Annotated in this window: 16 protein-coding genes and 1 pseudogene; 14 read left to right on the top strand and 3 right to left on the bottom strand. The window is 73.1% G+C overall.

What is annotated here, in order from left to right; translation table 11 throughout:
- From MHY29_RS08600 to MHY29_RS08575, 8 genes and pseudogenes are all read left to right on the top strand, one after another.
- The coding region (locus tag MHY29_RS08600) for an IS3 family transposase (protein WP_239240181.1) at positions 1-300 on the top strand (300 nt) is incomplete at its 5' end.
- A 44-nt stretch (positions 301-344) separates the two neighbouring features.
- A pseudogene (locus MHY29_RS12320) lies at positions 345-518 on the top strand (ATP-binding protein); the annotation flags it as partial.
- Positions 519-557: 39 nt separating this feature from the next.
- Positions 558-1,058: a DNA glycosylase AlkZ-like family protein gene (locus MHY29_RS08595; RefSeq protein WP_255718744.1), complete on the top strand. Its 501-nt coding sequence runs from the start codon at positions 558-560 to the stop codon at positions 1,056-1,058.
- Between the two features lie 115 nt (positions 1,059-1,173).
- The gene (locus MHY29_RS08590; RefSeq protein WP_370643489.1) at positions 1,174-2,385 is read left to right on the top strand and encodes a Fic family protein; all 1,212 of its coding nucleotides are present in this window, start codon (positions 1,174-1,176) and stop codon (positions 2,383-2,385) included.
- Between the two features lie 283 nt (positions 2,386-2,668).
- Positions 2,669-2,905 (top strand): alpha/beta fold hydrolase, encoded by a 237-nt coding sequence (locus MHY29_RS08585; RefSeq protein WP_239240175.1) that lies wholly within the window; start codon positions 2,669-2,671, stop codon positions 2,903-2,905.
- Positions 2,906-2,931: 26 nt separating this feature from the next.
- On the top strand, positions 2,932-3,063 hold the full coding sequence (locus MHY29_RS12315; RefSeq protein WP_255718742.1) for a hypothetical protein: 132 nt from the start codon (positions 2,932-2,934) through the stop codon (positions 3,061-3,063).
- A gap of 52 nt (positions 3,064-3,115) precedes the next feature.
- Entirely contained in the window at positions 3,116-3,625 is a 510-nt protein-coding gene (locus MHY29_RS08580; RefSeq protein WP_239240172.1) for a hypothetical protein, read from the top strand.
- 103 nt (positions 3,626-3,728) lie between these two features.
- On the top strand, positions 3,729-4,736 hold the full coding sequence (locus tag MHY29_RS08575; RefSeq protein WP_239240169.1) for a GIY-YIG nuclease family protein: 1,008 nt from the start codon (positions 3,729-3,731) through the stop codon (positions 4,734-4,736).
- On the opposite strand, the gene MHY29_RS08570 is transcribed toward MHY29_RS08575, so the two are convergent.
- Complete coding sequence (locus MHY29_RS08570) at positions 4,718-4,900, bottom strand: hypothetical protein (protein ID WP_239240166.1); 183 nt, start codon at positions 4,898-4,900, stop codon at positions 4,718-4,720. The genes MHY29_RS08575 and MHY29_RS08570 overlap by 19 nt on opposite strands.
- Before the next feature lie 105 nt (positions 4,901-5,005).
- Between MHY29_RS08570 and MHY29_RS08565 the strand changes: the two genes are divergently transcribed.
- The 4 genes from MHY29_RS08565 to MHY29_RS08550 all read left to right on the top strand — a co-directional run bounded on the left by MHY29_RS08565 (position 5,006) and on the right by MHY29_RS08550 (position 7,485).
- A complete protein-coding gene (locus MHY29_RS08565; protein ID WP_224356028.1) occupies positions 5,006-5,716 on the top strand; it encodes a GntR family transcriptional regulator in 711 nt (236 codons plus the stop codon).
- Entirely contained in the window at positions 5,713-6,078 is a 366-nt protein-coding gene (locus MHY29_RS08560; RefSeq protein ID WP_224356029.1) for a CidA/LrgA family protein, read from the top strand. The genes MHY29_RS08565 and MHY29_RS08560 overlap by 4 nt, the downstream gene beginning before the upstream one ends.
- A complete protein-coding gene (locus MHY29_RS08555; protein WP_239240164.1) occupies positions 6,075-6,809 on the top strand; it encodes an LrgB family protein in 735 nt (244 codons plus the stop codon). The genes MHY29_RS08560 and MHY29_RS08555 overlap by 4 nt, the downstream gene beginning before the upstream one ends.
- A 184-nt stretch (positions 6,810-6,993) precedes the next feature.
- The gene (locus MHY29_RS08550; protein ID WP_239240162.1) at positions 6,994-7,485 is read left to right on the top strand and encodes a hypothetical protein; all 492 of its coding nucleotides are present in this window, start codon (positions 6,994-6,996) and stop codon (positions 7,483-7,485) included.
- Positions 7,486-7,512: 27 nt separating this feature from the next.
- Here the strand turns inward: MHY29_RS08550 and MHY29_RS08545 are convergent, their stop codons facing one another.
- Complete coding sequence (locus MHY29_RS08545; RefSeq protein WP_239240159.1) at positions 7,513-7,887, bottom strand: DUF6226 family protein; 375 nt, start codon at positions 7,885-7,887, stop codon at positions 7,513-7,515.
- Positions 7,888-7,894: 7 nt separating this feature from the next.
- Positions 7,895-9,397 (bottom strand): long-chain fatty acid--CoA ligase, encoded by a 1,503-nt coding sequence (locus MHY29_RS08540; RefSeq protein WP_224356033.1) that lies wholly within the window; start codon positions 9,395-9,397, stop codon positions 7,895-7,897.
- A gap of 201 nt (positions 9,398-9,598) precedes the next feature.
- Here MHY29_RS08540 and MHY29_RS08535 point away from each other — a divergent pair, with 201 nt between their 5' ends.
- Complete coding sequence (locus MHY29_RS08535; RefSeq protein ID WP_239240156.1) at positions 9,599-10,660, top strand: zinc-binding dehydrogenase; 1,062 nt, start codon at positions 9,599-9,601, stop codon at positions 10,658-10,660.
- Between the two features lie 134 nt (positions 10,661-10,794).
- On the top strand, positions 10,795-11,676 hold an 882-nt coding region (locus tag MHY29_RS08530; protein ID WP_239240153.1), incomplete at its 3' end, for a MerR family transcriptional regulator.

The following is an 11,676-nucleotide window of genomic DNA, read 5'->3' as shown; positions in this document are numbered from 1 at the left end:
CGGCGCAGCGGCTGGCCCAGGCCGGCGCAGTCGCCTCGGTCGGCTCGGCGGGGGATTCTTACGATAAGTGTCCTCGCGGAGGCGTTCAACTCGCTGTTCAAGGCCGAGCTGATCCGGAACAAGGGCCCGTTCACGTCCATCGAAGACCTGGAGATCGCGGTCGCAGGGTACGTCGACTGGTTCAACCATCGCCGCGTGCACGGGGAGATCGGGATGGTTCCTCGGGTCGAGTTCGAGGACGTCTACCATCATGAGAACCCCGTGCCGGCGCCCGCCGGGACGGCACTTGCGAGCCTCTAAGAAACCCGGGGCGATTCACCGGGTCCACGTTCTCCGTCGCCAGCCCTGGCGGGTTCCCCCGTGACGTTTCGCCGGCCAACATACTGAACCGCTCGGCTCCCCGCAGCCCTGCCCTGGCGAATGTGTTCAAGCGCGCCGGGCTCGTCGAGCGCCGGGGCAAGGGTGTGCAGGACATGTTCGCCTCGCAGCTCCGAGCTGGCCGGGGTGCGCCGGACTACAGTCGCTCCACGCATCGGTCCGCGATCGTCGACATCCCCTTGGGTGATGAGGACAGGGAGCTGCTGATCTTTCTGGCCCGCCGGCAGAACGAGGGCCAGCGTGCACTCACCCTGACCGAGCTGCGGGTGGTCCACGAGATCAAGCACGGGGGGCCTGCGGGGGCGGAGGAGGCAGCGGAACGCCTTCGACTGCCCGTGGCGGACGTGCGCGCAGCTGCCACCGCGCTCGTTGAGGCCGGCGTCCTGGAATCGAGGGGGAACGGCCGGGCGCAGCGGTACATGCTGACCGCGCGGTTCTACGAGCTGGCCGAAGACCGAGCCGCCTACCTGCGCCTGCGTCCGGTCGACCGAATCCAACAGCGACGGCTGATTGCCGATTACATCCGCGAATACGGATCCATCACCCGCAGCAAAGCCGCGGAACTGTGCCAGATCGCGCCCACGGCCGCGCGGGCAGTGCTCAAAGGCATGACGGAGGAGGGTCTCCTCGAACTGCGCGGGGAGCGGCGCGCAGCGCACTACGTGCTCCCGGACTCGTAGCGGTGTGCTCGACCGCCCGCGCCGAGGCGATCGCGCGGCTCAGCAGTGTCCGTGCACAACGATGGCTCCTACGCAACGATCGATCCATATCGTTGCGTAGGATGCCCTTATGGGCATGGATCGGACCATCAGCACGGCCGTCGGCTGGGAAGAGCGCCCCTGGACCGCGGACCCCGACGACGCTGGCGTCCTCACCCGCCGCGCTCGCGTGCGCGCGTCGGGCCCGTATCGAGCCGCGCTCCCAGCCCGTATCGCCCGACTCGGGTTCGACCTGCCCTCCGATCTGGCGACCGAGGTCGAGGAGGCGACGGCCGCCGTCGTGCGCTTCGACGCTGAGATCAGCCACGCCCTCCCGGGGCTCACTGGAGAGATCGCCCCGATCGACGCGGTGCTCCTGCGCACTGAGTCCGCGTCCTCCTCGCAGATCGAGCACATCACCGCGGGCGCGCGAGCCCTCGCCCTGGCGACTCTCGGCGAACGCACCCGCCCGAACGCAGCGCTCGTGGCGGCGAACGTGAGGGCCATGGGCGCTGCTTCCCGGCTGGCCGCCGACCTCGACGAGCCCGCCCTGCTGGCCGCCCATCGTGCCCTCATGGACGGTCAGGAGCATGCCCGGCCGGGCGCCTACCGTGATGCGCAGGGGTGGATCGGGGGTGGGGCGCCCACGCCGCACACGGCGCAGTTCGTCCCGCCCCACCCGGAGCGCCTGCGTGCCGGGATGGACGATCTCTTCGCCTACCTGCGACGCACGGACGTACCCGCCCTCGTGCAGGCCGCCATCGCGCACGCCCAGTTCGAGACCATCCACCCGTTCGTGGACGGCAACGGCCGCACCGGGCGCGTCCTCGTGCACGCCGTGTTGCACCGGGCCGGCGCGATCACCCGTATGGGGGTGCCCCTCTCAGCGGGACTCCTCACGGACACGGCCGGATACTTCGACGCCCTCACCGCCTACCGCGACGGCGACCCCGCGCCCATCGTGCGCCGCTTCGCGCAGGCCGCCCTGGCCGCCGTCGGCAACGGCCGAGAGCTCGTCGCGGACCTGGACGAGGCCCTGACCGGCTGGCGCGAGCGGCTCACCGCCCGGCGGGACGCGGCGGTCTGGCGGGCGCTCGCGGTGATCATCGCGCAACCCGCCGTGACCGTGGACCATCTGGCCCAGGCGCTGGGTGTCTCGCGCCCGGCCGCCCAGCGGGCCGTGGACCAGCTTGTCGAGGCCGGCGCTCTGCAGGCCGTGTCCGCTCAGCGTCGGAACCGGGTGTGGCTGGCCACCGAGGTGCTCGCCTGTCTGGACGAGTTCGCCGCGCGTGCGGGCCGGCGGGGTTGACCGGGTGTGGACTACCGGGCTGACCAGCCTCAGTGCCGTGTGCAGTGTCCCGGCCATCCGGGCGGACGCCGGGTTGTGGGCGTCCATCTGCACCACCACCCGGTGCAGGCCGTACGTCTCGAACCCCAGGTCCAGCAGGGACACCGATCCGGCAGGGCCGGCGAGATCGTCCTCCCGGTGCGGGCGCAGCGTCAGCCGCGCGGTGCGCAACGGCCAGCCAGGGGCGAGGTCGCCCGCAACCGCGTCCTCCCCGCGCTCCACCCGGGGCGTCGACGTCGGCGGGGTGCCACGCTTCCACGTCGACGTGCTGGAGGCCGCCCTGCGGTCCGTCCACGAGCGGCCTCGGTGGGAGGAATGGGGGCAGGTCACCGCGCCAACCCTGCTGATCTCCGGGGAGAACGGGTACGTGCCCGCCGGAGAGCTGGACGAGATGCGGCGGCGGCGCCCGGATGTGTGGCGCGTGCAGATGCCCGGCGCGGGGCACGACGTGCACCTGGACGCGCCGGAGCGGGTGGCCTAGCTCGTGCGGGGGTAATGGTCGAGGTCATGGTGGACGGAGGCGTGGTGGGCTCGGACTTCCCGTGGGACTGCTGCTCGGGCGACACGACGCTGCAGGCGGCACTGGCCGAGTCCCTCGAGGAACTCCTCTTCCCGTTTGTGGGGGAATCCCGCACCTGACCCGCACAGAACCCGGCTTACAGCCGGTTCCCCGTCCAGGCAGGATGACCCCATGACCCGCCTGTTCCCCGGGGACTCCCTCACGCTGGACCTCGCACCGCAGGGCCCCGCCGACCTCCTCGCCCGCCTGCGCGCGGCCGGGGTGGCGATGAACGAGTCCGCTCAGCGGCTGATCGGCGACGCGCGGGTGTGTGCCGCGGTCCCCGAGCGGGTGACCGTCGTCGAGTGCACGCTGGCCGATCTCGGCCTGCCCGACGGCGGCACCCTCCCCGAGATGTGGCGCGCCGCCGCGGAGGCGGGTCTGCGGGAGTGCCCGCCCGCCGTCGCCCCGCTGCTGCGCCTGGTCACCCTGGACCAGGCCAACGCCCCGGACTCCGTGCTCCGGCACGGCCGCGCGCCCGACGGCTCCGCGCATGTGCTCAGCCCGTCCCTCGGCGACGAGCCCGACGTGCACCGCGGCCTGTACCTGCGCGTCGTGGACCACGTCCCGTGGCTGCGCGGCTTCGCGTGCGACGACCTCCACGTCTTCGGCCCCGAGGACCGGTGGATCCTGGCGCGGTGAAGGGTGCAGCGATCCGTCGCAAGGGCGCCTACCGTGTCCGGGATGCTCCGTAGGCTCGAGCCACAGCCGGGGTGGATGCCCCGGACGAAGAGAGGACCCAGGTATGAACACCAAGGCAGGGCTCATTGCGGCTGCCTCCCACGCGCTGCAGAACGGTCCTCGGCTGTTGGCGGGGGGCGAGGGCGGTGCGACGGTATTCGGGGGGGTCGACGGTGAGGTCGTGCCGGATTCGCCTGGGCTGTACGCGGTCGTCGCGCAGGGTCCCGACGTAGTGCGGACCGAGTTGCGACTGGATCCGTCTGTCAGCCGAGGCGACGTGCTCTATATCGGCAAGGCCGAGGGCAGCCTGCGAGCACGCCTGGAAGGCAAGCACTTCGCGGACGGCGGGACCGCCCACTCCACTCTGCGCCGCACCCTGGCCGCACTCCTGGTGGACCGGCTGGACTTGGAGCCGGTCGCCGTCGCCTCCGCCGGTCGATTCACCCTCACCCCGGAGAGCGGCGAGCAGCTGACCACCTGGATGCGACGCCACCTCGCCGTCCGCGTGTGGCAGGCTCCCGCCGGGTTCGCGCAAGTGACGCCGCTCGGGGGCATCGAGAAGCCTGTGATCGACACGCACACCCCGCCGTTGAACCTCACTTACGGCAGCACCAGCCTCGAATCACAGCTGCTCCGCCAGCACATCCGGAAGGCCCGCACGGCCATGGCGGAGCAGGTGAAGCGTGGTGTGGATGCGGCGGAGGCCGACTCTCCCGCACGCGCGAGCGTCGGCGATCTGTTCCGCCGTCGACCCAGCCAGTACGGCCTGCGGGGAAGCATCGGCCTCTGGGAGGAGCTCGCCGAACGGCTCGAGGACACCCCCATGCCCACCAATGACCATGAGCTCAGCCGGATCCTCCACGATGCGCTCGACCGCTCCCTCGAGGGGGCCGAGCCCTATGACGAGGACAAGGTCAACGTGGAGCGGTTCAACCGCGGAGGCATGAGTCAGGGCCTCGTCCACCTGCCCTGGTGGGAGGACCAGGCCATCCCCCTCCTCCTCGACCGCTGGGGAGCCTGGGCAGACACCCAGGGTCTCCTCGGCCCGGAGGACTACATCGGGAGCTGGTGACCCGACAGTGTGTGGTGCCTGCCGCCGTCCTCGATGGCTTCCTTCGCCTCTGGCCGGGTGGCGCGCGGGCGCACAGGGAAGGGCCACGCGCTGCCGGTGAGCAGCTCAATGAGCTCCGCGCGGTCCGCGCCGGCGGGGTCGAGACGGGTGATGGCGACGGTCATGGGGCGAGGGTGGGCGCCGGCATCTTGTGCCCCTCCCCACCCGGGCGCCTTCCGAGTCCGACACAATGCATACATCCATGCATGCATCCGATTATTCTGGCCCGCATGACTCCACTCTCCGACCCCTTATGGGGCAGTCGTGCCACGGCTGCCGGCCGCCTGGCCCACGACGTCGCCTGGCGCATCGTCCGCGGTGAGATCGCCGCGGGGGAGATGCTCACCGAGGTCCAGCTCTCCACGGACGCCGGCATCTCCCGGACGCCGGCCCGGGAGGCCCTCCTCCAGCTCGAGCGTTGGGGTCTGGTGCGGCTCCTCCCCAAGAAGGGTGCGGCCGTGCAGGCCCTCACGCCGCAGAGCGTGGCCGACCTCACGGCCCTGCGCGGCCTCCTCGAGTCCACCGCCCTCGCCACGGTCGCCGCGCGGCCCGACGCCGTCGGGCCCCTCGTCGCCACGCTGACCGCCAACCTGGAGCAGCAGCGCGCCGCCCTGGACGCCGGCGACCTCGCGGCGTTCTCCGCGCTGGATGTGCGCTTCCACCGCGACGTGATCGCCATGTGCGGCAACGCCGCCTTCGACGAGATCATGGGCACCTTTGCCCCCCGCCTGGCACGCCTCATCCACGCCGCCACTGGCGGATCCGTGGACGCCGCCCGCCGCCTCCTCGATGGGCACGTCCAGATCTGCGCGCAACTGGCCGCCGGGCGCGCCGCAGACGCCCAGCGCGCCCTGCAGGCGCACCTCGACGCCGCGGGGGCCGGCGTCGTCGTCCCCGGCCTGCTGCCCGTGGGCTCGTCCGAGGCAGGTGAGCCCCGATGATCGAGGGCCTGCTGATCCTGCTGCTCTGCCAGCTGGCGGGCACGCTCGTGGCCGACACGCTGCACCTGCCGATCCCCGGGGCCGTGCTGGGCATGCTCCTGCTGCTCGGCCTGCTCGCGTGGCGCCGGCCGGCCGAGGACGCGCCCGTGATCACCGCGAGCCACCAGTTGCTCCAGCACCTGCCGCTGCTGTTCGTCCCGGCGGGAGTCGGCGTCGTCGCGGTGCTGGGCCTCATCCAGGAACACCGGGCGCTGATGCTGGTCGGCTTCGTGGTGCCCTGGCTGCTGGGGCTGGTGGTCACGGCCGGCGTCGCCGCCCCGCTCGCCCGCCGCCTCACGAACAAGAAGGAGGACGCACAGTGAACGCCGCCGAACTCACCGACTCCCTCGCCGAGGCCTGGGACGCGCTCCTGCACACACCGCTGTTCGGCATCGCGCTGACCCTCGCCGTCGCCGTGCTCGCCCGCCGCCTGTGGCTCGCCGCCCGGCAGACCGCCCTGCTCACGCCCGTGCTCGTGACGATCGTGCTGGTGGCCGCGTTCCTGGCCCTGACCGGCATCGACTACGAGACCTACATGATCGGCGGCAGCTACCTCACCTTCCTGCTCGGTCCCGCCACCGTGGCCCTCGCCGTCCCCCTGTACCGGGCCGGCCCTGACATCCGGAAGCTGCTGCTGCCGGTCGCCGTCGGGGTCACCGCCGGCTCGCTGACCGCCATGGTGAGCGCCGTGCTGATCGTGCGGCTGATGGGCGGGGACGCCGCGCTGGCCGCCACGTTCGCCCCCAAGTCCGCGACGACGCCGATCGCCATGGCGGTGGCCGACGCCGGCGGCGGGATCGTCTCCCTCGCCGCCGTGCTCCCCGTGCTCACCGGCGTGCTCGGCGCCGTGCTCGCCCCCTGGGTGCTCGACCGGCTGCGCGTGCGCGACCCCCGCGTGCGCGGCCTGGCCATCGGCGTGAGCTCCCACGGCATCGGCACCGCCCGCGCCCTCGCCGAGGGGCCGAAGACCGGCGCGTTCTCCGCCCTCGCCATGGCCTGCTCCGGTGTGCTCACCGCCCTGCTGGCCCCGCTGGTGCTGGCGATGACGGGGTGAGGGGTCGGGCGGCCGCCCCCCGACAGAGGTCGGGCAGCCGCCTCGACCCGCTCCGGCCGCGGCGGCCTCCTTACCGTGTCCGCCCCGCCTGCCGCCCTGGCCCTCCTCCTTCCCCGCGGGCCGCCCGCCGGCCCTCGCAGGCGCGGTGACGCGGCCCGGTCCTGCGAACGAGAGGACCCCACCCATGATGGGCCCGTCCCACGCGGCCACCGCCATCGCGACGGCGGCCGCCTCCATCCAGGTGCCGATCGCGGGGCACGTCTACACGCCGAGGCAGGGGGTCATCGCCGCGTTCATGGCGGCCGTGGCCGCCAAGGCCCTCCGACTGCTCCCGAACCGGGGATGGAGGGCCGCGTGGGCACTCGGCATCCTGGTCGCCGTGTCGGCGACCGTCCTCAGCGACGGGTTGTGGTGGATCCCCGTCTCCGTGGCCGTCGGCGTGAGCGTGCACATCCTCGGCGACGCCCTCACCAACAACGGGGTGGCCCTGCTCAGCCCGGAGCCTCCCGCGCGCCTGTGGTGGTGGCAGTCCTCCGGACGGTTCCGGCTTCCGCTGCTCGGCCGGACCGGGTCCTGGCGGGAGTGGGCGCTCGTCTCGGTGGTCACCGCGTTCACCGTGGTGCCGGCCGTGCGGCTCGTCCCGCTCGCCGCTCGGGGGGTGGCGGCACTGTTCTGAGCGGCGGCACCCGGCGACTCCGCCCCCTCACGCCTCCGGGAACCACCCCGCCCGCGCGACCGCCTGATCCACGGCCTCGAGCAGCTCATCCGACCCGGGGCCGCAGGCGTCGCATCCGCAGTCCGGGAGCAGCGCATGCACCTGCCCCGGGGCGCCGACCGCCACCCGGATCACCGGCAGCACCCCGCCGTCGTCGTCCTGGGGCACGTCCGTCTCCAGCAGCCACCAGGGGGAGGCGCCGTCGACGCCGGCCGGCGGCGCCACCCGCAGCGCCCGGTCCACGGGGACCGTCAGGTCGGCGCGCCCGGCTTCGTCGAGCGGGATGCCACGCACCGGGTCCGGCACGACGACGGCGCCCGCCTCCGCGAGCACCTCGGCCCACACGCGGGCCCGGGCGGTCACCCCGAGATCACTCCGCCGGCGTCAGCTCCCGCTTGAGGATCTTGCCGGTGGCGGTCTTGGGCAGCCCGTCCCGCACCCTCACGGTGCGCGGGTACTTGTAGGGGGCCACCTGGGACTTCACGTGCTGGATCAGCTCCTCCTCCGTGGCGTGCGCGCCGGGAGCGAGCACCACGTGCGCGGCGACCTCCTGGCCGAGCTCCGGGTGGGGCACCCCCACCACGGCGGCCTCCGCGACGGCCGGGTGCTCGTAGAGCACCTCCTCGATCTCGCGCGGGTACACGTTGAGCCCGCCGCGCAGGATCATGTCCTTCGTGCGGTCCACGATGTAGTAGTTGCCCGCGGCATCACGCCGGGCGATGTCGCCCGAGCGGAACCAGCCGTCCTCGGTGATGGCCTGGGCGGTGGCCTCCGGCTTGCCCCAGTAGCCCTTCATCACGTTCTCCCCGCGGATCCACACCTCGCCCAGGGTCTCCTCGTCGTCCTCGGGCACCACGGCCCCGTCTGGCGTCACCAGCTGCATCTCGCACCCGCGGACGGCGCGTCCGATCGAGCCCGGCTGGTGCTCCTCGCCCGGATGGTTGAAGCACGCCACCGGGGAGGTCTCGGACAGGCCGTAGCCCTCCAGGATCTCGCAGTCGAAGGTGGCCTCGAAGCGGCGCAGCAGCTCCACCGGCAGGGCGGACCCGCCGGAGACGCCCAAGCGCAGGCTGGCCAGGTCCTCCGGATGGTCCTTGGCCGCGGCCAGCACGGCCCCGTACATGGTGGGCACGCCGATGAACACATCCACCGCGCACTCCCGGACGGTCTGCGCGGCCACGGCGGGATCGAAGCGGGGGATCAACGCCAGGCTGGCACCCGTGGTGACGGGCGCCATGAGCGCGCACGTGAGGCCGAACACGTGGAACAGCGGCAGGCAGCCGAGCACGGTCTCCCCGTGCTGGAGCTGGATCAGCGTCTCCGCCGCGGTGTCCGCGTTGGTGCCCATGTTCCGGTGGGTCAGCTGGGCCCCCTTGGGGCGGCCGGTGGTGCCGGAGGTGTAGAGGATGACGGCGTCGTCCTCGAGGTCCCGCTCGACGGTCTCGGTCACCGGGCCGGGGCTCTCCGCGAGGTGCGGGGCGAGGCCGTCCTCGCCGAGGGTGCGCAGCGGCACACCGCGCTCGCGGGCGCCCTCCACGGCTTCCTCGGACGGCACGGACCACAGCATCGACGCGCCCGAGTCCTCCAGGTAGTACTCGATCTCGCGGCGCTTGAACAGCGGGTTCATCGGGACGACGACGGCGCCCAGCTGCAGGGCCGCGAAGAACACCACCGGGAACGCCGGGATGTTCGGCACCATGAGCGCCACGCGGTCCCCGGGGCCGATGCCCTCCTGCCGCATGAGCCCGGCCAGACGCTGGGACTGGTCCTGCAGCTCGGCGTACGTCATGCGGTTCTCGCCGAGGATCAGGGCGGTGGAGTTCGGGTGTTCGGCGGCGGTGCGCTCGAGGCGGGCGGGCAGGGTGAGGGTCATGACGGGCCTCCGAGGGGAGTCGGATGTGATGGGAACCACAGCGTAACGCCCGGCGTCGCTCATTCGCTGTGAGCCGAGTGGCGCGCGGTCCTCCACCGGCCCCGCCCGCGACGCCGATGTGTCGTCTCCACGGCCCAGGGGCGCAAGACTGGTCCCCGCACACCGCCGCCCGGACCGCCGGGCCAGACCGGAGGACAGACCATGACCGCACAGACCCCCGTCACCCCTGCCATCCCCGAGACGATGAAGGCCGTGATCATGTGCGCGCCCGGCGACGTCGTCGTCGAGGAGGTGGACACCCCGCGCGTCGCCCAGCCCACGGACGTGGTCCTGAAGCTGGCCGCCGCGTGCGTGTGCGGCTCGGACCTGTGGCCCTACCGAGGCCACAACGACGTCGACCACCGGCGCATGGGCCACGAGTACGTCGGCACGATCGTGGAGAAGGGCGAGGACGTCGCCACCCTCGAGGTCGGCGACTTCGTGATCGGCTCCTTCATGCTCTCGGACAACACGTGCGAGATCTGCCAGGCCGGCTACCAGTCCCGCTGCGTCAACGCCGGCGAGTACACGGGCAGCCAGGCGCAGTACATGCGCGTCGAGCTCGCCGACGGCTCCCTCGTGAAGGTGCCCGGGGGCGAGCCCTCGGACCCGGACCGCCTGGCCGACTACCTCGCCGCCTCGGATGTGCTCGGCACCGGCTGGTACGCCGCCGTCGCCGCGCAGGCCGGCCCCGGCAAGACCATCGCCGTGGTCGGCGACGGCGCCGTCGGCCTGTGCGCCGTCCTGGCCGCCAAGACCCTCGGCGCGGAGCAGGTCATCGTGTTCTCCCGCCATGAGGATCGGGCCGCGCTCGCCCGTGAGTTCGGCGCGGACGTCGTGATCGCCGAGCGCGGCGAGGAGGGTGCCGCCCAGGTGCGCGAGCTCACCGGCGGCTACGGCGCGCACGGGGTGTGCGAGGCCGTCGGCACGCAGGGCTCCATGGACCAGGCCCTGGCCTCGGTGCGCCCCGGCGGGTACGTCGGGTTCGTGGGCGTCTCCCACGACCAGACCCTCGACGGCTCCGACCTCTTCGGCCGTGAGATCCACCTCGAGGGCGGCCCCGCCCCCGTCCGCCGCTTCCTGCCCGAGCTGATCGAGCGCATCCAGTCCGGCGAGATCCAGCCCGGCCGCGTGTTCACCGCGCGCATGCCGATCGACGACGCCGCCGAGGCGTACCGGGCCATGGACGAGCGCCGCGAGATCAAGGTGCTGCTGGAGGTCTGAGGCCGCCGTGGCGGTTGGCCTCCACGAGCGGGAAGGGGCAGACCTGGCCGTCGGTCCCGAGCAGGCTGGGCGACGCTTGACCCTCCCCTTGGGGGAACGCCCACGCTGGGAACACCTGAGAGAAAGGTCGCCCCATGAGCCCCCTGATGACCGTCGGCGAGTTCGCCCTCGCCACCGGACTGAGCGCGAAGGCGCTGCGCTTCTACGACGAGCGCGGCCTCCTCGCCCCCGCCGACGTCGACGCCCACTCCGGCTACCGCCGCTACGAGCCCGGCCAGATCCGGACGGCCGCGCAGATCCGCGTCCTGCGGGCGGCCGGCCTCACGGTCGACGACGTCCGGTCCGTCCTCGCGGACCCCGCCTCCCTGCCGGCGCGGCTCGAGGCGCACGCGGCCGAGGTGCGACGCCGCCGCGACCTCGAGGACCGCGCGCTTGCGCTCGCGGCTGCCGGTGTCTACGCGGCCCCGGATCCCGACGACGACGGCGGCCCCGCCCGTCCCGGCCCCGTGGCGGAGCGCACGGTCGGGCCGACGCCGTGGGCCGGCGTCGTGCAGCGGGTGGCCCTGGACGAGGCCGGTGAGGAGGCCACCACCGAGCGCGCGAACGCCGCCTTCGCGACGCTGTTCCAGGCACTCGCGGAGGCGGGGTCGGCACCCGCCGGGCCGCCGTGGACGGCGCTGCGTCCGGTGCCGAGCGCCGCCGACGTCGTGGAGACCGTCCTGGCCGTCCCGCTGAGCGGTCCGGCTCCCGCGGGCCTCAGGGTCGACGGGCACGAGGTGGTGACCGGAACGCTGCCACGCCGCGTGGAGCGGTACGTGGACGTGCGCGCCGATGCGGGCGAGGTCGACCTCCTCGACGACGCCCCCGGCGGCGCGCTGCCCCATCCGGGCCTGCTGGGACTCATGGACGCGTTCGACGTGGAGGACGCCGGCACCGCGCCGGAGATCCGCCAGATCCTCGCGGACCCGGAGGCCGGACACGTCGAGCTGGCGGTGACGGTGCGGGAGGAGGCGGGG

Origin of the sequence: Micrococcus sp. ACRRV, assembly GCF_022346985.1 — a bacterium.
Classification (GTDB): Bacteria; Actinomycetota; Actinomycetes; order Actinomycetales; family Micrococcaceae; genus Micrococcus; species Micrococcus porci.
Note: the sequence above shows the minus strand (reverse complement) of the source record. Positions and strands in the feature narration are given on the sequence as shown.

Coding starts and splice junctions, on each gene's coding strand:
- MHY29_RS08590 (WP_370643489.1), top strand. CDS start 1,174: ATGGATCGGACCATCAGCACGGCCGTCGGCTGGGAAGAGCGCCCCTGG.
- MHY29_RS08565 (WP_224356028.1), top strand. CDS start 5,006: ATGACTCCACTCTCCGACCCCTTATGGGGCAGTCGTGCCACGGCTGCC.
- MHY29_RS08540 (WP_224356033.1), bottom strand. CDS start 9,397: ATGACCCTCACCCTGCCCGCCCGCCTCGAGCGCACCGCCGCCGAACAC.
- MHY29_RS12315 (WP_255718742.1), top strand. CDS start 2,932: ATGGTGGACGGAGGCGTGGTGGGCTCGGACTTCCCGTGGGACTGCTGC.
- MHY29_RS08550 (WP_239240162.1), top strand. CDS start 6,994: ATGATGGGCCCGTCCCACGCGGCCACCGCCATCGCGACGGCGGCCGCC.
- MHY29_RS08570 (WP_239240166.1), bottom strand. CDS start 4,900: ATGACCGTCGCCATCACCCGTCTCGACCCCGCCGGCGCGGACCGCGCG.
- MHY29_RS08560 (WP_224356029.1), top strand. CDS start 5,713: ATGATCGAGGGCCTGCTGATCCTGCTGCTCTGCCAGCTGGCGGGCACG.
- MHY29_RS08535 (WP_239240156.1), top strand. CDS start 9,599: ATGACCGCACAGACCCCCGTCACCCCTGCCATCCCCGAGACGATGAAG.
- MHY29_RS08575 (WP_239240169.1), top strand. CDS start 3,729: ATGAACACCAAGGCAGGGCTCATTGCGGCTGCCTCCCACGCGCTGCAG.
- MHY29_RS08580 (WP_239240172.1), top strand. CDS start 3,116: ATGACCCGCCTGTTCCCCGGGGACTCCCTCACGCTGGACCTCGCACCG.